The sequence below is a fragment of the Tibeticola sp. genome, assembly GCF_022759015.1.
Taxonomy (GTDB): domain Bacteria; phylum Pseudomonadota; class Gammaproteobacteria; order Burkholderiales; family Burkholderiaceae_C; genus Tibeticola; species Tibeticola sediminis.
Genome location: NZ_JAEMQB010000021.1, coordinates 1 through 19553, shown reverse-complemented (window position 1 = coordinate 19553; position 19553 = coordinate 1). Strand labels below are relative to the sequence as shown.

The window sequence follows — 19553 nt, the reverse complement described above, 5'->3', positions numbered from 1 at the left end:
CGCCGGCCGATACTAGTTAAAGGCGGGGCAAAAACGCAGTTACGGCGACCGGGCCCGATCTTCCCGGCCACCCTCTGTCTGCACCCATGGAAATCCAAACGTAATGACGACGATACGCGTAAAAGACAACGAACCCTTCGAGGTTGCCCTGCGCCGTTTCAAGCGCACGATCGAAAAGCTCGGCCTGCTGACCGAACTGCGCGCCCGCGAGTTCTACGAAAAGCCGACCGAAGAGCGCAAGCGCAAGAAGGCTGCGGCCATCAAGCGCAACTACAAGCGCATCCGCTCGATGCAGCTGCCCAAGAAGCTGTACTGAACGCCGCCGCGGCGCATCCGTGGCCCCAGTGGGGAACCGGTCTGTGCCACCGTTCGTTCGCAACCCGCGCCAGGGACGCCTGCCGCGGGTTTGTTTTTTCAGGAGTTCACCATGAGCCTCAAAGACCGAATCACCGAAGACATGAAAACCGCAATGCGGGCCAAGGACAGCGCCCGGCTGGGCGCCATCCGCCTGCTGCTTGCCGCCATCAAACAAAAAGAGGTGGACGAGCGCGTCACGCTCGACGATGCAGCCATCATCGCCGTCATCGACAAGCTCGTCAAACAGCGCAAGGACAGCATCGCCGCCTACACCCAGGCCGGCCGGCAGGATCTCGCGGACGCGGAACAAGCCGAGCTGCAGGTTTTGCAGGTCTACCTGCCCGAGCGCCTGACGCCCGAAGCCGTGGCCCAAGAAGTGGCCGCGATCGTCGCCGAGGCGAGCGCCGAGCTCGGCCGCAAGCCCGCGGCCAGCGACATGGGAAAAATCATGGCCGCGGCAAAAGCCCGCCTGGCAGGCAAAGCCGACATGGCCGCCGTCTCGGCCGCCGTCAAGGCGGCCTTAGGGCAACGCTGAACCAGTCCCTCGCGCCGCACGCATCCCGGCCGCGGGATGGGATACGCGGCGCGCCTTCAGCGGGGCTGTGCGGCCGTGCCGCCTCAGGCTCCGGCGACGGTCATGCGGTCGATGAGGACCGAGCCGACCGTCTTGGCGCCCTGCGTGTACGCGTCGGCTCCGATGGCACGGATGCCCGCGAACATGGTCTTGAGGTTGCCCGCAATGGTGACCTCATGAACCGGGTACGCGATGCGGCCGTTCTCCACCCAGAAACCGCTGGCGCCGCGCGAGTAGTCGCCCGTGACGTAATTCACTCCCTGGCCGAGCAGCTCGATCACGAACAGCCCGGTGCCCAGCCGCTCGAGCATGGCATCCAGGTCGTCCTCGGGCCGCGCCAGGCGCGAACGCATGATGAGGTTGTGCGAGCCGCCGGCATGGCCGGTCGTGCGCATCCCGAGCTTGCGGGCCGAATAGGTGCTCAGGAAATAACCCTCGACCCGACCGGCGTCGACCACGCGGCGCGCCCGCACCTGGACGCCTTCGCGGTCGAACGGTGAACTGCCCTTGCCGCGCGGAATGAACGGGTCTTCCAAAATATCGACATGCTCGGGGAAGACTTTTTTGCCGAGCGAGTCGAGCAAGAAACTGCTCTTTCGATAGAGCGCCCCGCCACTGGTCGCCTGCACGAATGCCCCGAGCAGGCCCGCGGCCAGCGGCGCCTCGAACAGCACCGGGCACTCGCGGGTGGCGATCTTGCGCGCGCCCAGCCGGCTCAAAGCCCGTTCGGCCGCGTAACGGCCCACGGCCTCGGGCTGCGCCAAATCCTCCGGGTGCCGCATCGAGCTGTACCAATAGTCGCGCTGCATCGAGCGGCCGCGGCCGGCGATCGGGGCCACCGAAATCGAGTGCCGTGAACTCGCGTAGCCACCTCGAAACCCGTGGGTGTGCGCCGAGAAGAAATGGCTGTGCTGCGCGGAGACGCCCGCGCCTTCGCTGTTGGTGATGCGCCGGCTGGTGGCAAACGCGGCTGCCTCGCAGCGCAAGGCAAGCTCAGCGGCCGCCTCGCTGCCGATGTCCCAGTGGTGGAACAGGTCGAGCTCGCGCGGGGCGTGCTCGACGTCGTCCGGATCGGGTAGGCCAGCGGCCGGATCTTCAGCGGTGAAGCGCGCGATGTCATAGGCCGCCTGCACGGTTTCGTGGATCGCTCGCGGCGAGAAATCCGAGGTGCTCGCGTGGCCGCTGCGCTGTCCGACATAGACCGTCACCCCCAGGCCCTTGTCCCGGTTGCGCTCCACGCTCTCGAGGGCGCCGCAGCGCACGCCGACACTCAGACCAAAGGCTTCGGAAGCCTCGGCCGCCGCGTCCGACGCGCCGAGCTTGCGCGCGTGCTGGATGGCGGCATCCACCAGTTCTTCAAAAAAGGCCCGGCTGTAACTGAAGCCGGACTCGGGGTCGTGCGCGGCAGCGGTGCCCGCGCTGACGTCTGAGACGGGGTTGTTTTTCATCGTGGCGGCTATGATACCGGCCCGCTTTCCCAACGCCCGAGTGCCCCATCCATGTCCCGCAAACCGAAACGAGGTTACTTCGTCCGTGGCCAGTTCATCGCCGAGGGCAGCCCGGAAGATCTCGAGCTCAAGCGTGAACTCAAAGGCACCGACGGCGCCAGCCGCACCGAGCTCAAACGAGAGAGCGAAGCGCTGCAGGCACTCGGCACCGAGTTGTTGACGCTGCGATCGGACCTGCTCGAAGCCCTTCAGCTCCCCGAAAAACTGCTCGAAGCCCTGGCCGAAGCCCGCCGCATCACCGATTTCGAGGGCAAGCGGCGGCAGATGCAGTTCGTCGGCAAGCTCATGCGCGGACTCGACGCCGAAACCATAGCCGCGGCCCGCGCGGCGCTGGCCGAGCAGCATCAGGGGTCTGCGGCACGCACGCAGGCTCTGCACGAAGCCGAGCGCTGGCGCGACCGCCTGATCGAAAGCGACGACGCGGTCGCCGACTGGATTGCCGCGCACCCCGGCTGCGACACGCAGCAGTTGCGCGCCCTCGTGCGCCAGGCGCGCAAAGACGCGCCGCCCGAAAGCCGTGCCGCCGTCTCGCAGGGCCTCGCGCCGCGCCACGGCCGGGCCTACCGCGAACTGTTCCGCTGGGTGCGCGACACGCTCGAAGGCCCGCCGGACGGCGCCGAATGACCCCACACCCCAACGATCCGGAGCCCATCCATGTCTGAAGCCTCGACCCCCACGACGCCGCACGATCCGGTCCGCATCGGCATCGTTTCCATCAGCGACCGCGCTTCCTCGGGCGTCTATGAAGACAAGGGCCTGCCCGCCTTGCGGGAATGGCTCACGCGCGCGCTCAAAAACCCGCTGCAATTCGAAGAGCGCTTGATCCCCGACGAGCGCGCGCGCATCAGCGAAACCCTGATGGAACTCGTCGATGCCGGCTGCGCATTGGTGCTGACCACCGGCGGCACCGGCCCGGCGCCGCGCGATGTGACGCCTGAAGCCACACTGGACGTGGCCGACAAAGAGATGCCGGGCTTTGGCGAGCAGATGCGGCAGATCAGCCTGCGCTTCGTCCCCACGGCCATCTTGTCGCGCCAGGTGGCGGTGATCCGGGGCCAAAGCCTCATCATCAACCTGCCCGGGCAGCCCAAGTCCATCCAGGAAACGCTCGAAGGCCTCAAGGCGGCAGACGGCACCCCCATCGTGCCGGGCATCTTCGCCGCCGTGCCTTACTGCATCGACCTGATCGGCGGCCCCTACCTCGAGACCAACGATGAGGTCTGCAAGGCCTTCCGGCCCAAAAACGCCATCCGACCACCCCGCTGAAGATCAGCGACTCGAGGGCAGCGCAAGCCACCCCTGCTGGCAGTCACCCCATGCCGCCGGGCGGCACGCTCATTTGCCCAGCAAGCGGCTGATTCCGGCGGCGTCGAAGTGCTCTTGCACGGCCGCATCGACCGGCAAGCCCTGCGCCGCCGAGAGTTTCTCGATGGTCTGCCAAAGCAGGGCAATCTGATGCTCCTGTGCGGCCGCATGGTCGATGAGCCCGCGCAGGGCTTGTGAGAGCGGGTCGTCGCTCTGCGTGACGCCATAGGCCGAAAAGCCCATGCGCGAAGCCGCTTCCTCACGCCGGGCATCGGCCTCGGCCTCGATGATGCGTGCCGGGTTGCCTACGGCGGTGGCCCCGGCGGGCACGGGCTTGGTCACGACCGCGTTGGAGCCGATCTTGGCGCCGTCACCGACCGTGAAGCCTCCCAGCACTTTGGCGCCCGCCCCCACGACCACGTCGCGGCCGAGCGTGGGATGGCGCTTGGTGCCCTTGTAGAGCGAGGTGCCGCCCAGCGTGACGCCGTGGTAGATCGTGCAGCCGTCGCCGACCTCAGCGGTTTCACCGATGACGATGCCCATGCCGTGGTCGAAGAAGACGCGCTCGCCGATTTTGGCGCCGGGGTGAATTTCGATGCCGGTGAGAAAGCGCGAGACATGCGAGATGAAGCGCCCCAGCCACAACAACCCATGAGTCCAGCAGGCGTGCGCCAGCCGGTGCAGCACCAGCGCATGCAGGCCCGGATAACAGGTGAGCACCTCCCAGGCACTGCGCGCGGCAGGATCGCGTTCGAGAATGCACTGAATGTCGGATCGGAGTCGGGCGAACATGATCCCGAGTCTATTGCGGCGGCACGTCCGCTGCTGCGCCAGTGGCTTTCGCGGCGGCGGCCGTGCGTTGCATGCTGCGGGCGATCCCCCGCAGGATGTGCACCTCCTCAGGGGTCAGGCGCGCACGGTTGAACAGCTGGTTGAGGCGCGGCATGAGCTTCTTGGGCGCGGACGGATCGAGGAAACCGATGTCAGCGAGGGCTTGCTCCCAGTGCGCCAACACGCCGGCGACTGCCTGTGCGTCGGCACGTTCCGAGGCTTGCGTTGGCACGGCCGGCAACCAAGGGCCATAGCCGCCGAGTGCGAGCCGCCATTCGTAGGCGATGAGCTGCACGGCCGCGGCGAGGTTGAGCGAGCCGAAGGCGGGATTGGTCGGAATGCTCAAGCCCACATGGCAGCGGTAGACGTCCTCGTTTTTCATGCCGTAGCGCTCGGAGCCGAACAAAAAGGCGACCGACGGCGGCGGCTCGCCCCGCGCACGCGCTTGGGCCGCCAGCGCCTCCAGATGCGGGCGCGGTGCCTGCGTGGGCGGCCCGAAATCGCGCCCGACCATCACGGTGGCACAGAGATGCTCCACGCCGTCGAGCGCCTCGTCGAGCGTGGCGACGATGCGCGCGCGCTCGAGCACATCGGTGGCGCCACTGGCACGCTCGATGGTCTCTTTGCGGCGCAGCACGTTGGGCCAACGCGGCGCGACCAGCACCAGATCATCGAAACCCATGACCTTCAGGGCGCGCGCCGCGGCGCCAACGTTGCCGGGGTGACTGGTCTCGATGAGGATGAAGCGCGTCGTCATGGAAGCGGATGGGGCGGTGGCCTCGCGGGTAAAATCTGCCGATTGTCGCCGCAGCGCATCGCCGCGCGGCCCGCCGTCTTGGCTCCCGCACTGCACCTTCCCACCATCCATGTCGTCCCCGCATCTGCACCCCATGCTCAATATGGCCGTCAAGGCCGCCCGCGCCGCCGGCACCATCATCAACCGCGCCGCGCTCGACGTGGAGGCAGTTCGGGTGTCGCAGAAGCAGGTCAACGATTTCGTCACCGAGGTGGACCATGCGAGCGAGCGAGCGATCATCGAGACGCTGCTCGACGCTTACCCGAGCCACGGTTTTCTGGCCGAGGAGTCGGGGCAGCTTCATGGCGACAAAAACTCCGACCACATTTGGATCATCGACCCGCTCGATGGCACGACCAACTTCATCCACGGCTTTCCGGTCTATTGCGTGAGCATTGCTTTGTCGGTGCGGGGCCGCATCGAGCAAGCCGTCGTCTACGACCCCACGCGCAACGACCTGTTCACCGCCAGCCGCGGTCGCGGCGCCTTCCTCAACGACCGGCGCATTCGCGTGAGCAAGCGCACCCGGCTGCAGGAGTGCCTGATCTCCACCGGCTTTCCCTTCCGCAAGGGCGACAACTTCCAGCGCTACCTGCAGATGATGGGCGAGGTGATGCAGCGCACGGCAGGCCTGCGCCGGCCTGGGTCGGCCGCGCTCGATCTGGCCTATGTCGCCGCCGGCTACACCGATGGCTTCTTCGAGACCGGCCTGCAGCCCTGGGACGTCGCGGCGGGCTCGCTGCTCGTGACCGAAGCGGGCGGTCTCATCGGCAATTTCACGGGTGAAGCGGACTTCCTGCACCAGCAAGAATGCCTGGCCGGAACGCCGCGCGTCTACGGACAACTCGTGACTTTGCTCGGCAAATACAGCAAGTTCGCCAGCGCTGGCGAAAAGGCTGCCGTGCGCGAAGCCGAACGGGCTGCCGCCACCCCAGCCGCCTCGGGCGAGCTGGCGCAAAACGCCGAGCAAGGGGCCGAAGCCGCCGCCGCGCCGACCGAGCCGCCGCGCGCGGACGACGCACCCTTCTGATCGCTTGGGGTGCCCGTCGCACCCCGCCCCGATTTCTTGCGCCCGCTGCCCATGACCGGATCCGAAGCCGCCGCGCCCCAGGCCCATACGCCCATGATGCAGCAGTACCTCGCCGTCAAGGCGGAGTACCCGGACACGCTGGTGTTCTACCGCATGGGCGACTTCTACGAGCTGTTCTGGGCCGACGCCGAGAAAGCCGCGCGCCTGCTCGACATCACCCTCACCCGCCGCGGTCAGTCGGCCGGGCAGCCGGTGGTGATGGCGGGCGTGCCCGCGCACTCGGTCGAGACCTATCTCGCGCGGCTGGTGGAACTGGGCGAATCGGTGGCGATTTGCGAGCAGGTGGGCGATGTCGCCACCGCCAAGGGACCGGTCGAGCGCAAGGTGGTGCGCGTGGTCACACCGGGGACGCTGACCGACGCAGCGCTGCTTTCCGACAAGCGTGACCCGGTGCTGCTCGCGCTGCACGCGGGCGAACGCGGCCGCTATGGGCTCGCCTGGCTCAGCGTCACCCAAGGGGAACTGCAACTGGCCGAGTGCGAGGCGGCGGCACTCGAATCCACGCTGGCACGCGTGGGCCCAAGCGAGCTGCTCTACAGCGCGGGCGCACCCACCACGCTGGAGCAACGCCTCGCGGCCTGGGCGGCGTCGGCCGAGCGGCGCGCCAGCCTCACGGCGCGGCCGGCCTGGCAGTTTGATGCGGGCCTGGGCCAGCGCAAGCTGCTCGAACAGCTGCAGGCGGCGAGTCTCGACGCCTGGGGTGCGAGCGAGCTGAGCGCGGCGCACGCGGCCGCCTCAGCGCTGCTGGCCTGGGCCGAGCACACCCAGGGCCGCAGCCTAAGCCATGTGCGCGAGCTGCGCGTGCAGCGCGCCGATGCGCTCATCGACCTGCCGCCGGCCACGCGACGCAACCTCGAACTCGTGCGCACGCTGCGCGGCGAAGAAGCGCCCACGCTGTTTTCTCTGCTCGACACCTGCCAGACCGGCATGGGCAGCCGCCTGCTGCGCCGTTGGTTGCTCGAGCCGGCACGCGATCGCAGCGCCGCGCAAGCCCGCATCGACGCCATCGGGGTGCTGCGGGGTGAGGACCCGAGCGACGCGCCGAGCTTGGGTGCGCTGCGCGCGGCACTCAAGGGCCAGGCCGACGTCGAGCGCATCGCCGCGCGCGTGGCGCTGCGTCAGGTGCGCCCGCGCGAGCTCGTGGCGCTGCGGCAATCACTACAAAATTCAGAGCACATCCAGTCCATTTCACGCTGGGGTTCCGGCCTTTTGGCTGAAATTTCAGCGCAACTGAGCCCACCCGAGGGCTGCGCGGCGCTGCTCGGCCGCGCCTTGCTCGATGAGCCCGCCGCGCTGCTGCGCGACGGCGGCGTGATCCGCGACGGCTTCGACGCCGAACTCGACGAGCTGCGCGCGATCCAGAACAACTGCGACGACTTTCTGCTCGCGCTCGAGGCGCGCGAGCGCGAGCGCACCGGCATCGCCAATCTGCGCGTGCAGTTCAACAAGGTGCACGGCTTCTACATCGAGGTCACACAAGGGCAGCTGGACAAGGTGCCCGCCGACTACCGCCGCCGCCAGACGCTCAAGAACGCCGAGCGCTTCATCACGCCTGAACTCAAGGCTTTCGAAGACAAGGCGCTCTCCGCGCAGGAGCGCGGCCTGGCGCGCGAGAAATGGCTCTACGAGCAGCTGCTCGACGCGCTGCAGCCCTTCGTGCCCGCCCTCACGCGGCTCGCGCGCGCGCTTGCGACGCTCGACGCTTTGTGTGCGCTTGCCGAGCGATCGCTGACCCTCAACTGGTGCGCCCCACAGTTCGTGCGCGAGCCCTGCATCGAAATCCGCGCGGGCCGCCATCCGGTCGTCGAGGCGCGATTGGCCGAGATGCGCGGCGCGGCCTTCATCGCCAATGACACGGTGCTTGGCGCCAAGACGCGCATGCAAATCATCACCGGCCCGAACATGGGCGGTAAATCGACCTACATGCGGCAGGTGGCCTTGATCGTGCTGCTGGCCAGCATCGGCTCTTATGTGCCCGCGACGGCCTGTCGGCTCGGGCCGATCGACGCCATCCACACGCGCATCGGCGCGGCCGATGATCTGGCCAATGCGCAATCGACCTTCATGGTCGAGATGACCGAGGCCGCGCAAATCCTGCGCGCGGCCACGCCGCAAAGCCTGGTGCTCATGGATGAAATCGGCCGCGGCACCAGCACCTACGACGGCTTGGCGCTGGCCGCAGCGATTGCCAAACACTTACACGACCGCGCGCAGTGCTACACGCTGTTTGCCACCCACTATTTCGAACTCACCGCCTTCCCCGCCGAGCATCACGCGGCGGTGAACATGCATGTGAGCGCAGCCGAGTCGGGGCACGACATCGTCTTCCTCCACGCGCTCGAGCCCGGCCCGGCGAGCAAGAGCTACGGCATCCAGGTCGCGCGGCTCGCGGGCCTGCCCGCCCCGGTGCTGCAGCACGCGCGGCAAACGCTCGCCGCGCTCGAATCCGGCGCCGCCGACCGCACCCAGCCCGACCTGTTTGCGACCGCCGAACCGAGCGTTCCCACGGCCCCCATCCCGAGTGAAGTCGAGCTGCGTCTGGCCGAGATCGACCCCGACGCGCTCACGCCCCGCGAAGCGCTCGACCTGCTCTACCAGCTCAAACGCCTCGTTTGAAGCCCCTATGCCTACCCAGCCTCTCATCGTCTTCTCCCACGCCAACAGCTTTCCGGCCTGCACCTACCGGGTGCTGTTCGAAAGCCTGCGCGCGCGCGGCTTCGAGGTGCAGGCGGTGGATCGCTATGGCCACGACCCGGCCTATCCGGTCACCAACAACTGGCCGCATCTGGTGCAGCAACTGGTGGACTTCGCGCAGCCGCAGGTCGCACGCGCCGGTCGACCCGCCTTCCTCGTGGGACATTCGCTCGGCGGTTTCTTGAGCGTCATGGCAGCCGCCCGGCAGCCGGCGCTGACGCGCGGCGTGCTGCTGATCGACTCGCCCATCCTCGGCGGCTGGCGCGCCACCACGCTCGGCGCGATCAAGCGCACGCCCTTGATCGGCTCGCTCTCCCCCGGGCGAGTGAGCCGCCAGCGCCGCACCAGTTGGGAGAGCCGCGACGCCGCGCTCGAGCACTTCCGCCACAAGCGCGCGTTTGCCCGCTGGGATCCGCAGGTGCTGGCCGACTACATCGACTGCGCCACCGAAAGCGACGCGCACGGCCGTCGCGTGCTGCGCTTCGACCGCGATGTCGAAACTGCCATTTACAACACGCTGCCCGACAACCTCGACCGCCTGCTGCACCGCCACCCGCTCAAGTGCCCGGTCAGTTTCATCGGTGGCACCCATTCGCAGGAGATGCGCCAGGTGGGCATGGCCATGACGGAAAAGCTCACCCAAGGCCGCATCCTGATGCTCGAAGGCAGCCACCTCGTGCCGATGGAAAAGCCGCTGGCCACCGCCGCGGCCATCGAGGCCGCGCTGCGCGACATGGGGGCCTGAGAGGGCGTCGAAACGGGCCGCACCAACGGTGATGGGGCTCATTCCGCCCAGGTGACCAGCCCGCTCCAGGCGGTGGCAAACACCAGCACGCCAAAGCCAATGCGGTACCAGGCGAAGGGCACGAAACTGTGGGTGGCGATGTAACGCAGCAGCCAGCGCACGCACACCCACGCACTCAGGAACGAGAACAACAGACCCACGGCAAACAGCGGCGCGTCGGCCACGGACAACATCGCGCGCTCCTTGTAGAGGCTGTAAGCGCCAGCGCCGATGAGTGTCGGAATCGCAAGAAAGAAAGAGAAATCCGTCGCCGCCTGGCGCGACAGGCCAAACAACATACCGCCGATGATGGTCGCGCCGCTGCGGCTCGTGCCTGGCACCATGGCCAGGCACTGCGCCAGGCCAACCTTGAGCGCATCGAGCGGCTGCATGGACTCGACATGGTGGATGCGCACCGCCGAGCGAGGCCGCCGCTCGGCCCAAAGAATCACCAGACCACCGAGGATGAAGGTGCTGGCGACCACCGTGGGCGTGAACAGATGCGCCTTGATCGCCTTGCCGAACAGCAGGCCCAGGATCACCGCCGGGAAGAACGCAATCAGCACATTGACCGCAAAACGCTGCGCCTGCGCCTGCGTCGGCAAGGCCCGCAGGGTGGACCACAGCCGCTGCCAGTAGACGAGGATGACCGCGAAGATCGCCCCGGTCTGGATGGCGATGTCGAACACCTTGGCGCGCTCGTCATCGAAACCCAGCAGCGAACCCGCCAGTATCAGGTGCCCCGTCGATGAAATGGGCAAGAACTCCGTCAGCCCCTCGACCACCCCCATCACCGCGGCCTTGGCCAGCAACACAACGTCCACACACGCTCCTTGAAACGAGCGTGGATTATCGCTGCGCCCAGACCCGCCACTGTGGCGTATGCGGCCTGCGCGCCTTCACTGCGGCCGACTCAGCGTCGCCCGACCGCCTGAGGCGCAGAAGTCAGTAGCGATACCCCGGCCCCTCGTACCACTCCGGCCGGTCGTGATGGTGGTGATGCTTGTGCTCGCGCTCCCGCACCACGTAGCCCGGCGGCACCCAGCCGATGGGCTCGACGACCACCGGAGCGGGCCGATAAACGACCGGCGGCGGCGCGTAGACGGCGACGGGGCGCTGCACCACCACCGGCGCGGGTTGTACGTAAACCGGTGCCGGCTGCACATAGACCGGGGCGGCATTCGCCACACCGATGGACACGCCCGGCGAGGCGATGCCGATCGACCAGAACACGTTGTCGCGCGCTTGAGCACCACCCGAGGCCGCAAGCCCCGCCGCGCCGATGAACGCGAGGGCCATCAGACGCACCCGAGCGCTGTGGGACATGAGCTTCAAAACGCTGGTTTGCATGGAAATTCTCCTGTGAATCGATGCACATCGGCACCTCGGGCGACGCCCTCGATGCCCTACCCTGATTCAACGCGAGAACCCGCGATACAGACCACTGCCGAGCCGTGACAGCGGTTGCTGCATGTAACAACTGGGCCGCGAATCGCGCGGCTGACGGGCGTGCCCGAAGGCGCGCGCATGCGTAAAGCCGCGTCCTACAATGAAACGATCATGAACGCCAAAACCGTCCAAACCTCATCGATGGCCGCGAACCCCACTGAGGCGCCGCGGCCGAGCAACTTCCTGCGCCAGATCATCGAACAAGACCTTGCCCGTGGCACCGACGCGGGCCGGCGCTGGGTCGGTCACCCGGGCGATGCGAGCGTCCAGGCGGCCGGCGGCCCCGACCCCGCACGCATCCGCACGCGTTTTCCGCCCGAGCCCAATGGCTACCTGCACGTGGGCCATGCCAAGAGCATCTGCCTGAACTTCGGCCTCGCGCGCGACTATGGCGGCGTCTGCCACATGCGCTTCGACGACACCAACCCCGAGAAGGAAGACGAGGAATACGTCCGCTCCATCCTGGACGCGGTGCAGTGGCTGGGTTTCAGCTGGGAAGGCACGCTGGGCGGCAAACCCGTGAGCCACCTCTACCACGCCAGCGACTATTTCGACTTCATGTACCGCGCGGCCGAGTACCTGGTCGAAACCGGCCATGCGTACGTAGACGAGCAAACGCCCGAGCAAATGCGCGCCGCACGCGGCGACTTCAACACCCCGGGCACCGAAAGCCCGTACCGCCACCGTAGCCCGGCCGAGAACCTCGCGCGCCTGCGCGAAATGCGTGCGGGCCTGCACCCGGACGGCGCCATGGTTCTGCGCGCCAAGATCGATATGGCGCACCCCAACATCAACCTGCGCGATCCCGCCATCTACCGCATCCGCCACGCCACCCACCACCGCACAGGCGATGCGTGGTGCATCTACCCGATGTACAGCTTCGCGCACCCGATCGAGGACGCGCTCGAAAACATCACCCACAGCATCTGCACGCTCGAATTCGAAGACCAGCGGCCGTTTTATGAATGGACACTCGAGCGCATCGTGCCCATCCTGCGCGCGCCCCAGTTCGAGGCCGCGCGGGCGTGGATCGAGAAAATCGAAGCCCAAGGCCTCGAAGCGGGCAAGGAGTTTGCGCTGCACTGCCACAACCACGCCGACCGCCTGTGGGCCAGCGAAGCCGAAGGCCGCATGCGCGCGCTGTTCGCCCGCTGGGAACACGACCGCGAAGCCGTATTGCGCGACCTGCCGGAATTCTTCGCGCTGCTCAAGACCCAACCCGAGCAGTTCACCCCGCTGCTGGCGCACGCGCTCGACATCGAGCGACCCAACCCCTTCCTGCTGCCGCGCCAGCATGAGTTCGCGCGGCTCAACCTCACCTACGTCGTCACCAGCAAGCGCAAGCTCGCGCAACTCGTCAACGAGGCGCGCGTGAGCGGCTGGGACGACCCGCGCATGCCCACCATCGTCGGCCTGCGCCGCCGCGGCTACACGCCCGAAGCCATCCAGCTTTTTGCCGAGCGCATCGGGGTGAGCAAGTCCGACAGCTGGATCGACTACGCCACCCTCGAAGCCTGCCTGCGCGAGGACCTGGAACACAAGGCGCACCGCGGCATGGCGGTACTCGACCCGGTCAAGCTCGTGCTCACCAACTGGGCCGAGGTGTTCGGCTCCGACGACTACCTCGAAGACTGCACCCAGCCCGCCCTGCCCCACGCGGCCATCGCCGAAGGCCAGACGCCCCCGCCCGAGCGCGTGTTCAAGATCGGCAAAGAAGTCTGGATCGAACGCGAAGATTTCGAAGAAGTGCCGCCCAAGGGCTACAAGCGGCTCTATCCGCCCCGGCCAGGGGCGGATGGCCAAATGCAGCCCGGCAATGTCGTACGCCTCAAGGGCGGCTACGTCATCGAATGCACCGGCTGCGTCAAGGATGCGACGGGCCAAGTCACCGAAGTGCACGCCAAAGTCATCCCCGGCACCAAAAGCGGCACCCCCGGCGCCGACAGCGTCAAGGCCAAGGCCGCCATCACCTGGGTGGGCGTGGCCGACGGGGTGCGCGCCGAAGTGCGCCTCTACGACCGCCTGTTCACCGACCCGCACCCCGACGCGGGCGGCAAAAACTTCCTCGACGCGCTGAACCCCGACAGCCTGAAGGTCGTGACCGCCTACGTGGAACCGTCACTGGCCGCCGCCAAGCCGGACGAGAAGTTTCAGTTTGAACGCCACGGCTACTTCGTGGCCGACCGCGCGGATCATGGCGTGGATGGGAAGCTGGTGTTCAACCGGGTGACGGGGTTGAAGGATTCGTGGGCGAAATAAGGCGGCGCTGAATAAGTCCCTGCGATGGCGCGCGCCCGGCTGCGGAATGGGATGCGAGGCGCAAACCGCAGCCATAGCCGCAGCTATGGCGAGGATTTGCAACGACGCAGACCGCCCGCCGCCGGGATGCGCGGCGCGCGAGGAACTTGTTCAGCGTCGCCATAAAGCCGACACTGCGTCAACGCGCTCGTATTTGCCCACGGCAGGCCCTTTCCCGGCGTCGGCCCGCGCTCCCACCGGGGACTCCCCCCTTTGCCGCCGCGCAGCGTCATTGCCTTGCCGCGATCGAGCGGCGGGCTGTGCATGCTGAGGGTTGCGCAGCGCCAACAAAACGATCTCTTTTTGAGAGCAAAAAACGCCCGAATGACGCTGGCATCCGCCCGTTTTATTTCAAAACTGGGCTGCCGAGGCTCCCCTGAGCCAGCGGCCGCCTCAGGTGCCGGGCTGCAGGGCCACCTGGACCTCGCGCGTGGCTTCGCCGCGGCGCAGCGTCAGGCGCACCACGTCTCCGACCTGGTGCTCGTCGAGCAGTGACAAAAGCTTCGGCAGCCCGTCGACGGGCGTTCCGTCCAAGGCCGTGATGACGTCGCCGGGGACGAGCCCCTCCGGTCCGCGGGCCGCGCCCACGATGCCGGCTTTTTCAGCGGCGGATCCAGGCTGCACACGCAGCACATAAACGCCTTTGACGCCAGTCAGCGCCGCCAGCCGCTGATTGAGCAGTTCGTCGGCCTCGATGCCCAGCGCCGGGCGGATGTATTTGCCGGTTTTGATCAGTTGGGGCACGACCCGGCGCACCGTATCCACCGGCACCGCGAAACCGATACCCGCCGACGCGCCGCTCGGGCTGTAGATGGCGGTGTTGATGCCGATGAGCCGCCCCGCCGAGTCGAGCAGCGGCCCGCCGGAGTTGCCCGGGTTGATGGCGGCGTCGGTCTGGATGAGATGCTCGATCGGTGGCCCGCCGCGCTCGTTGGGCAGCGAACGGTCGAGAGCGGAGACGATGCCCGTCGTCAAGCTCCAGTCCAGCCCGAACGGATTGCCGATCGCAAACGCCTTCTGCCCCACCTTCAAATCGTGGCTGGTGCCGATCGGCACGGGCGGCGGTCGCTTGAAGCCCACACCAATGCGCAGCACGGCAATGTCGTGCGCGGGCGACGCGCCGACCAATGCGGCCTTGTAGTCGCGCCCGTCGGCCAGCTTCACCGTGGCTTCGGACGCCCCTTCGATGACATGAAAGTTCGTGACGACATGGCCTGCGTCGTCCCAGATGAAGCCCGAGCCCGTGCCGCGTGGCACCGCAAAGATGTTGCGTGTCCAAACATCTTGAACCAGCTGCGCCGTGGAGATGTAGACGACGGAATCCCGCGATTTTTCAAACAGTTGGATCGTCGCTTTTTCATCTTCGGCCAGGTCGCCGCGCGCCGTGACCGTGCGCTCGCCGCTGCCGGACGGGGCAAGCCACGCCTCGACCACCGGCAGAAAGTGCCACAGCACCATCAGCAGTGCGGCCCAAAACGCCAACACCGCCACACGCCGCGAGAAAGTGTCCCGACTCGGCACGGGTTCGAAATCGCTGGCTTTCATGCTTCCTCTCCATGATCTTTCTTCGTTGCAAGACAAAACGCACGCTCGGCGTCGAGCGCCTTCTGGTCACGCTCGCGCATCATCCAATACACCGCGCCCAGGGCCAACACCGCCCCCGACAGCGCCGCAACCTTGGACGGCGACGTGTCCGGGTCCAGGATCACGAACTTGCGCGAGAGCGCAATCAGCGCGATCAACACCACCGTCTTGACTTGGATGATGCTGTCCTCGCGCATCGCCACGCGGATGATGGAGTGTTTGAACTCCATCGCGATCAGCAGCGTCATGACCATGCCGAACACCTGTTGGAACACGGCATGGTCGAGCGGATTGAACGCGTCGAGCACGAGCAGCGTGAACACCACACGGATCAACTGAACGAGGGAGGTCACGACGATGACCGCGATCACCGCCGACAAAATGATCGCGACGATCTGCTCGAAGCGCTCATAAAAACCGAGCATGGACCATTGCTCGCGCCACACTTCGAACGTTGCGGGTTTCTTTCTGGGCATATGGGCTGGAGGAATCGAAAGTGAAAGCCGGAGAACCACCCCCGGCCAAGCATCGGGGTCAGTATATCGACGCCGCGCCCGCGCAAAGGCCCTCGCCACGTCCGACCCCCGCGGGCACCATCCACCCGCCCAGGTGCCACGGCCGATCCGCAACGACTCGCCTACTTCGCCGCAGCCAGGGATAGGACCGCCCGATGGATCCCCTCCCTATGCCCGCCGCTCGACCAGGGGGATGCTGCGCTCGATCGCATCGCCCACCGCCCATTCGACACGATTGCGCCCAGCGCTTTTGGCTCGGTAGAGTGCCTGATCGGCACGAGCCAGACAGTCGCGCCAATGCTCTCCGGTGTGATGCGCTGCCACACCCATGGACACGGTCACCGCTTCGCCCTCGCCGGCGCGCACATGCTCGCGGATCTGCTCGCGCAAGCGCTCGAGCACCGCCTCGGCCTGTGCGCGACCCACGTCGGGCAGCCAGAGCACAAACTCTTCGCCCCCCAGGCGATAAAACCGATCGCCTCGACGCAAGCGCGACTGCACCGTGGCCGCAAAGTCCCGCAGCACCAAGTCACCCGCGTCATGCCCAAAGCGGTCATTGATCGACTTGAAATGATCCAAATCGAGTACGGCCAACAACCCGATCGATCCGCCGCCCGAGCTTGCCCGGTCCAGCTCGATCTCCATCAAGCGGCGGTTCGCCACCCCCGTCAAGGCATCGATCAGACTCAAGGATTGCCAGCGAGCGATGCGGTGCTGTGCCTGCTGTGAGGTCATGTACCCCAGAAGCGCCGTGAGCAATCCCGTAAACAAGAAAAACAGCAAGCCTTCACCGCCACCCAGGTCGGTATGCGACAGGTAAGCCGATCCACCGATAGCCAGCGCCGCCAGCACAAAAGCGGCCCGTGGGGGCACGAGGAAAAACAGCATCAGCACACCGGGATAAACCCAAAACAGCGCCGCAAATCGCGCCGCCCAGCCGATGCCCCAAATTCCACCGACCGTCGCGCAAGCCACCACCCAGCCCGACAGGCGCGTATCGCCTGTCCGCCAAGCCCGATGCCCGGCCCAAACGAACAGCGCCGACAAGGCCACATCGTTCGACATCGCCCACCAGTTCCCCTGCAGCGCACGGTAAATCGCAAACGGCATGAGCCATACGGCCGCAATCAGCGTCCCGAACAGCAGCACGGCCACGGTGTAGTCCTCCCGCGCAACGGAGAGCAACTCACGCCACGACAGGGCTGGGCGAACGGCGGACAGATGCGGCATGCGAGGGGTGGTCTATCAAACCAAAGGGCTAGGGCATCAAGCGAACAGCGGCACAGTGCCGGCGCATCGGCCGACGCACCGAGCGACTCTTGGAGAGGCAGGGCGTCGACTCGGAATTATCGGCGAACCCACCTCGGCCGGGACAAGTGTTTTCCCGGGAACGAAGCCACCACGGCCATCAGCGTCCGAGCGGCCGGGCAGCCTGCAACAGACCCAAACCCATGCCATACCCTTGAATCTGCTGCGACACGGCCAAGCTTGCAAGATGGGGACCGGAAACCGACATCGATCCATCCCTTTGCGCATGCGGTCTGCCGCCGCCAGCCCCTGACCCGACGCACAGTCGCCCCGGTTCGTCCCTCGCAGCACCGGGAGCCTCGCCCTTTGGCCACGCTGAATCGGTTCCCGTGATGGCGCACGCCCGGCCGCGGGATGGAATGCGAGGCGCAAACCGCAGCCATAGCCGCAGCTATGGCGAGGATGGTCAACGAAGCAGACTGCCCGCAGCCGGGATGCGCGGCGCGCGAGGGACTTGTTCAGCGTTGCCCTGGCGCCAGGCGCGGATTTCAAGCAAGAAAAAAGGCCCGGAGATTCTTCCGGGCCCTTGTGTTTGGTGGTGGAACACGGAACCGAACCCGCGTCCAAACTCCGACGCAGATACGAAAGCACCGCGTTCTAGTTTTTGGTTTGGACGATTTGGCCGCTTTTGCCTGTATTGACAATAGCTACACGTGCCACTAGACTTTGTGTATCTATTGTGCTCGCACCAGGAGCCTCGTCATGCGTGTTGCCGCCATCAACCTACGCGCCCTGCCAGAGCAGCGTGACCTCATCGACCACGCCGCCAACCTGCTCGGCAAAAACCGGTCCGACTTCATGCTGGAGGCCGCTTGCGAGCGCGCCCAGTCCGTGGTGCTGGATCAGGTTCACTTCACCTTGGATGCAGATAAATTCCAGCAGTTTGTCGACCTGCTGGATGCCCCGCCCAAACCCAACGCTGGCCTGGAACGCCTATTTGCACTGAAGCCAGTATGGGACAAGGCATGAGCCTTGACCTTGTCGCGCCGCAGCCACTGACGTCGGGCCATCAGTGCACCAATTTTTCTTGTGGTGAGCCCGTCTTGGATGAATGGCTCAAACGTCGGGCGATGGCCAATCAGGTCAGCGGAGCCAGTCGCACTTTTGTCGTTGCCGATAAAACAGGCCGTGTCTACGGCTACTACGCCATGGCAGCCGGTGCTGTGTCGCATCAATTGGCAACAGGCGGCGTGCGTCGAAACATGCCTGATCCTGTTCCCGTCTTGGTCTTGGCCAGGCTTGCGGTCGACACCAAGGCCCAGGGCATCAAGTTGGGTGGCTCACTGCTGCAAGATGCCGTCAACCGCGCGGTGAGCGTTGCGCAGAATACAGGCGTTCGTGCCTTGCTCGTACATGCCCTGCACGAGCGCGCGAAGCTGTTTTACGAGCACTACGGCTTTCAGGCATCTCCGGCTGATCCGCTGGTGCTGATGCTGCGCCTGAGTCATGCCAAGCCGTAAGGTCTGCGCCCAACCTTGTTCCCCATCTTCATCATTTATTTGATGACTGATGTCGCGGGTTCTATGCCGTTTTCAGTGGAAATTGACTTCTCAACAAACATGACGATCGGTGGTACGACCGCCTTCCGCTGACAACACCGACCTTGCCCCCATAAACAACCAGATCGAAGCCCTCTTCACCACCGCGCTTGGCCTGCAGCCGCCTTGGCACGTTGCCAAGGTCGAGCTCAACACAGGTAAGCGGCGCATCGACTTCGAGGTCGAGCACACCGGCAAACGTGCGGCGTGCCCGGCGTGCGGGGGCGAGCATCAGCTGATTCACGACCGTGTGTGCCGCAGCTGGCGCCACCTCGACTTCTTCCAGTTCGAGGCCTGGTGGCACTCCCGAGCTTACGGGCACTGGTGCGGGTTGCTGCGCGGTGAAGCGATATTGCAGACACCCTCTGCAATTTTCGGACCGTCACGCCAAGGTGTCGCCTGCACCCATCCGGTACCCCATCGCCCGGTAGCCGCGCTGGCGCTTGCCCCACATCCGCAGCAAGGCCGGATGGCCGATGTCCACGAAGTCGATGATCCGCACGTCGGTCTTGCTGGCGTGCTCCCGGTGCAGGCGCCCGGCGTACTGCTGCAGCGTGCCCTTCCAGGACACCGGCATCGCGAGGACCAGCGTGTCGAGCGGCGGGTGATCGAAGCCCTCGCCAACCAGCTTGCCGGTGGACAGGAGGACACGCGGCGCGTCGGACGGCAGCGCATCCAGACTTGCCACCAGCGCCGCACGCTGCTTCCTCGACATCCGGCCATGCAACACGAAGAGCGCCGGTTCCAGACCGTCGAGGGCCACCCCGATCGCGTCGAGGTGATCCGTCCGCTCGGTCAGGACCAACACCTTCCGACCCTGCGCGAAGGCATCAGCGCCGTGGACAAGAAACCCTACAGCGATAATTGGGGAACCTTTATCAGCGGTTACGCACCGGTCCGCGACCACGCCGGAAACGTGACG

Annotated in this window: 19 protein-coding genes, 1 tRNA gene and 2 pseudogenes; 12 read left to right on the top strand and 10 right to left on the bottom strand. The window is 66.2% G+C overall.

Going from position 1 to position 19553, the window contains the following annotated elements; translation table 11 throughout:
* The first annotated feature begins 103 nt into the window (after window positions 1–103).
* Both rpsU and JHC36_RS01505 read left to right on the top strand, forming a co-directional pair.
* Window positions 104–316 carry a 30S ribosomal protein S21 gene (gene rpsU, locus JHC36_RS01510; protein WP_124220287.1) on the top strand — a complete coding sequence of 71 codons (213 nt, stop codon included), beginning with the start codon at window positions 104–106 and terminating at the stop codon, window positions 314–316.
* Between the two features lie 111 nt (window positions 317–427).
* On the top strand, window positions 428–892 hold the full coding sequence (locus tag JHC36_RS01505) for a GatB/YqeY domain-containing protein (protein WP_287914969.1): 465 nt from the start codon (window positions 428–430) through the stop codon (window positions 890–892).
* An 83-nt stretch (window positions 893–975) separates the two neighbouring features.
* Here JHC36_RS01505 and pmbA read toward each other — a convergent pair whose 3' ends face one another.
* Window positions 976–2379 (bottom strand): metalloprotease PmbA, encoded by a 1404-nt coding sequence (pmbA, locus tag JHC36_RS01500; protein ID WP_287914967.1) that lies wholly within the window; start codon window positions 2377–2379, stop codon window positions 976–978.
* A 51-nt stretch (window positions 2380–2430) separates the two neighbouring features.
* On the opposite strand from pmbA, the gene yjgA reads away from it, so the two are divergent.
* Window positions 2431–3063: a ribosome biogenesis factor YjgA gene (yjgA, locus tag JHC36_RS01495; RefSeq protein WP_287914965.1), complete on the top strand. Its 633-nt coding sequence runs from the start codon at window positions 2431–2433 to the stop codon at window positions 3061–3063.
* A 30-nt stretch (window positions 3064–3093) separates the two neighbouring features.
* Entirely contained in the window at window positions 3094–3705 is a 612-nt protein-coding gene (mog, locus tag JHC36_RS01490; protein WP_287914962.1) for a molybdopterin adenylyltransferase, read from the top strand.
* Window positions 3706–3774: 69 nt separating this feature from the next.
* Here mog and cysE read toward each other — a convergent pair whose 3' ends face one another.
* Together cysE and JHC36_RS01480 are read right to left on the bottom strand one after the other, a co-directional pair.
* On the bottom strand, window positions 3775–4536 hold the full coding sequence (gene cysE / locus JHC36_RS01485) for a serine O-acetyltransferase (RefSeq protein WP_124220297.1): 762 nt from the start codon (window positions 4534–4536) through the stop codon (window positions 3775–3777).
* A 10-nt stretch (window positions 4537–4546) separates the two neighbouring features.
* Window positions 4547–5332 (bottom strand): RNA methyltransferase, encoded by a 786-nt coding sequence (locus JHC36_RS01480; RefSeq protein ID WP_287914957.1) that lies wholly within the window; start codon window positions 5330–5332, stop codon window positions 4547–4549.
* Window positions 5333–5441: 109 nt separating this feature from the next.
* Here JHC36_RS01480 and JHC36_RS01475 point away from each other — a divergent pair, with 109 nt between their 5' ends.
* Both JHC36_RS01475 and JHC36_RS11620 read left to right on the top strand, forming a co-directional pair.
* Complete coding sequence (locus tag JHC36_RS01475; protein WP_287914954.1) at window positions 5442–6401, top strand: inositol monophosphatase family protein; 960 nt, start codon at window positions 5442–5444, stop codon at window positions 6399–6401.
* A gap of 51 nt (window positions 6402–6452) precedes the next feature.
* Window positions 6453–6764 (top strand): annotated as a pseudogene (locus JHC36_RS11620) (MutS N-terminal domain-containing protein); the annotation flags it as partial.
* A 175-nt stretch (window positions 6765–6939) separates the two neighbouring features.
* Here the strand turns inward: JHC36_RS11620 and JHC36_RS01470 are convergent.
* Window positions 6940–7035, bottom strand: a tRNA-OTHER gene (locus JHC36_RS01470).
* Window positions 7036–7247: 212 nt separating this feature from the next.
* On the opposite strand from JHC36_RS01470, the gene mutS reads away from it, so the two are divergent.
* On the top strand, window positions 7248–9077 hold the full coding sequence (mutS, locus tag JHC36_RS01465; RefSeq protein WP_287914952.1) for a DNA mismatch repair protein MutS: 1830 nt from the start codon (window positions 7248–7250) through the stop codon (window positions 9075–9077).
* 7 nt (window positions 9078–9084) lie between these two features.
* Complete coding sequence (locus tag JHC36_RS01460; RefSeq protein WP_287914950.1) at window positions 9085–9900, top strand: alpha/beta fold hydrolase; 816 nt, start codon at window positions 9085–9087, stop codon at window positions 9898–9900.
* Between the two features lie 38 nt (window positions 9901–9938).
* Here JHC36_RS01460 and JHC36_RS01455 read toward each other — a convergent pair whose 3' ends face one another.
* Entirely contained in the window at window positions 9939–10763 is an 825-nt protein-coding gene (locus tag JHC36_RS01455; protein WP_287914948.1) for an undecaprenyl-diphosphate phosphatase, read from the bottom strand.
* Window positions 10764–10884: 121 nt separating this feature from the next.
* The gene (locus JHC36_RS01450; RefSeq protein WP_287914946.1) at window positions 10885–11289 is read right to left on the bottom strand and encodes a hypothetical protein; all 405 of its coding nucleotides are present in this window, start codon (window positions 11287–11289) and stop codon (window positions 10885–10887) included.
* A gap of 240 nt (window positions 11290–11529) precedes the next feature.
* Here JHC36_RS01450 and JHC36_RS01445 point away from each other — a divergent pair, with 240 nt between their 5' ends.
* Complete coding sequence (locus JHC36_RS01445) at window positions 11530–13647, top strand: glutamine--tRNA ligase (RefSeq protein ID WP_503006748.1); 2118 nt, start codon at window positions 11530–11532, stop codon at window positions 13645–13647.
* Window positions 13648–14079: 432 nt separating this feature from the next.
* Here the strand turns inward: JHC36_RS01445 and JHC36_RS01440 are convergent, their stop codons facing one another.
* The 3 genes from JHC36_RS01440 to JHC36_RS01430 all read right to left on the bottom strand — a co-directional run bounded on the left by JHC36_RS01440 (window position 14080) and on the right by JHC36_RS01430 (window position 17015).
* Window positions 14080–15231, bottom strand: coding sequence for a S1C family serine protease (locus JHC36_RS01440; RefSeq protein ID WP_503006744.1), 1152 nt, complete (start codon window positions 15229–15231; stop codon window positions 14080–14082).
* Window positions 15228–15746 (bottom strand): phosphate-starvation-inducible PsiE family protein, encoded by a 519-nt coding sequence (locus tag JHC36_RS01435; protein ID WP_287914941.1) that lies wholly within the window; start codon window positions 15744–15746, stop codon window positions 15228–15230. The genes JHC36_RS01440 and JHC36_RS01435 overlap by 4 nt, the downstream gene beginning before the upstream one ends.
* A gap of 207 nt (window positions 15747–15953) precedes the next feature.
* A complete protein-coding gene (locus JHC36_RS01430) occupies window positions 15954–17015 on the bottom strand; it encodes a GGDEF domain-containing protein (protein WP_287914939.1) in 1062 nt (353 codons plus the stop codon).
* Window positions 17016–17795: 780 nt separating this feature from the next.
* Between JHC36_RS01430 and JHC36_RS01425 the strand changes: the two genes are divergently transcribed.
* The 3 genes and pseudogenes from JHC36_RS01425 to JHC36_RS01415 all read left to right on the top strand — a co-directional run.
* The gene (locus JHC36_RS01425; protein WP_287914936.1) at window positions 17796–18062 is read left to right on the top strand and encodes a type II toxin-antitoxin system TacA family antitoxin; all 267 of its coding nucleotides are present in this window, start codon (window positions 17796–17798) and stop codon (window positions 18060–18062) included.
* Window positions 18059–18553: a GNAT family N-acetyltransferase gene (locus JHC36_RS01420; protein WP_353846110.1), complete on the top strand. Its 495-nt coding sequence runs from the start codon at window positions 18059–18061 to the stop codon at window positions 18551–18553. Before JHC36_RS01425 ends, JHC36_RS01420 begins: the two co-directional genes overlap by 4 nt.
* 151 nt (window positions 18554–18704) lie before the next feature.
* A pseudogene (locus JHC36_RS01415) lies at window positions 18705–18962 on the top strand (transposase family protein); the annotation flags it as partial.
* A gap of 51 nt (window positions 18963–19013) precedes the next feature.
* On the opposite strand, the gene JHC36_RS01410 reads toward JHC36_RS01415, so the two are convergent.
* On the bottom strand, window positions 19014–19553 hold a 540-nt coding region (locus JHC36_RS01410; protein WP_353846109.1), incomplete at its 5' end, for a DEAD/DEAH box helicase.

Excerpts from the sequence above, each read along its gene's own strand:
- JHC36_RS01445 (WP_503006748.1), top strand. The coding sequence starts at position 11,530 with ATGGCCGCGAACCCCACTGAGGCGCCGCGGCCGAGCAACTTCCTGCGC.
- JHC36_RS01505 (WP_287914969.1), top strand. The coding sequence starts at position 428 with ATGAGCCTCAAAGACCGAATCACCGAAGACATGAAAACCGCAATGCGG.
- rpsU (WP_124220287.1), top strand. The coding sequence starts at position 104 with ATGACGACGATACGCGTAAAAGACAACGAACCCTTCGAGGTTGCCCTG.
- JHC36_RS01425 (WP_287914936.1), top strand. The coding sequence starts at position 17,796 with ATGCGTGTTGCCGCCATCAACCTACGCGCCCTGCCAGAGCAGCGTGAC.
- JHC36_RS01420 (WP_353846110.1), top strand. The coding sequence starts at position 18,059 with ATGAGCCTTGACCTTGTCGCGCCGCAGCCACTGACGTCGGGCCATCAG.
- yjgA (WP_287914965.1), top strand. The coding sequence starts at position 2,431 with ATGTCCCGCAAACCGAAACGAGGTTACTTCGTCCGTGGCCAGTTCATC.
- JHC36_RS01435 (WP_287914941.1), bottom strand. The coding sequence starts at position 15,746 with ATGCCCAGAAAGAAACCCGCAACGTTCGAAGTGTGGCGCGAGCAATGG.
- JHC36_RS01440 (WP_503006744.1), bottom strand. The coding sequence starts at position 15,231 with ATGAAAGCCAGCGATTTCGAACCCGTGCCGAGTCGGGACACTTTCTCG.
- JHC36_RS01475 (WP_287914954.1), top strand. The coding sequence starts at position 5,442 with ATGTCGTCCCCGCATCTGCACCCCATGCTCAATATGGCCGTCAAGGCC.
- cysE (WP_124220297.1), bottom strand. The coding sequence starts at position 4,536 with ATGTTCGCCCGACTCCGATCCGACATTCAGTGCATTCTCGAACGCGAT.
- pmbA (WP_287914967.1), bottom strand. The coding sequence starts at position 2,379 with ATGAAAAACAACCCCGTCTCAGACGTCAGCGCGGGCACCGCTGCCGCG.
- JHC36_RS01430 (WP_287914939.1), bottom strand. The coding sequence starts at position 17,015 with ATGCCGCATCTGTCCGCCGTTCGCCCAGCCCTGTCGTGGCGTGAGTTG.
- JHC36_RS01480 (WP_287914957.1), bottom strand. The coding sequence starts at position 5,332 with ATGACGACGCGCTTCATCCTCATCGAGACCAGTCACCCCGGCAACGTT.
- mog (WP_287914962.1), top strand. The coding sequence starts at position 3,094 with ATGTCTGAAGCCTCGACCCCCACGACGCCGCACGATCCGGTCCGCATC.
- JHC36_RS01450 (WP_287914946.1), bottom strand. The coding sequence starts at position 11,289 with ATGCAAACCAGCGTTTTGAAGCTCATGTCCCACAGCGCTCGGGTGCGT.
- JHC36_RS01460 (WP_287914950.1), top strand. The coding sequence starts at position 9,085 with ATGCCTACCCAGCCTCTCATCGTCTTCTCCCACGCCAACAGCTTTCCG.